The sequence below is a fragment of the Blastococcus sp. KM273129 genome (assembly GCF_021698995.1).
Classification (GTDB): Bacteria; Actinomycetota; Actinomycetes; order Mycobacteriales; family Geodermatophilaceae; genus Blastococcus.
The window spans coordinates 1-236 of the sequence record NZ_SSXB01000233.1 but is presented as its reverse complement, the minus strand read 5'-3'; the positions used below and the strand labels follow the sequence as shown (position 1 = coordinate 236).

Below are 236 nucleotides of genomic sequence, written 5' to 3'. Positions count from 1 at the left end.
TGCGCGTCCGCTCCTTGAGAACTCAACAGCGTGCCGAAAGTCAGTGCCAAGTAATACCCCGTGCCGGCCCTTTTGTGGGTTGGCTGGGATTCCTTTGGTTGATTGATATCGAGAGTGTCAGCTCTCGGTTCTCAGCTGGTATCAAATCATCTACGGAGAGTTTGATCCTGGCTCAGGACGAACGCTGGCGGCGTGCTTAACACATGCAAGTCGAACGGTGAACCACTTCGGTGGGG

At 54.7% G+C, this 236-nt stretch carries 1 rRNA gene; it reads left to right on the top strand.

The window, feature by feature from the left end:
- Positions 1 to 149: 149 nt before the first annotated feature.
- Positions 150 to 236, top strand: a 16S ribosomal RNA gene (locus E9565_RS22145); the annotation flags it as partial.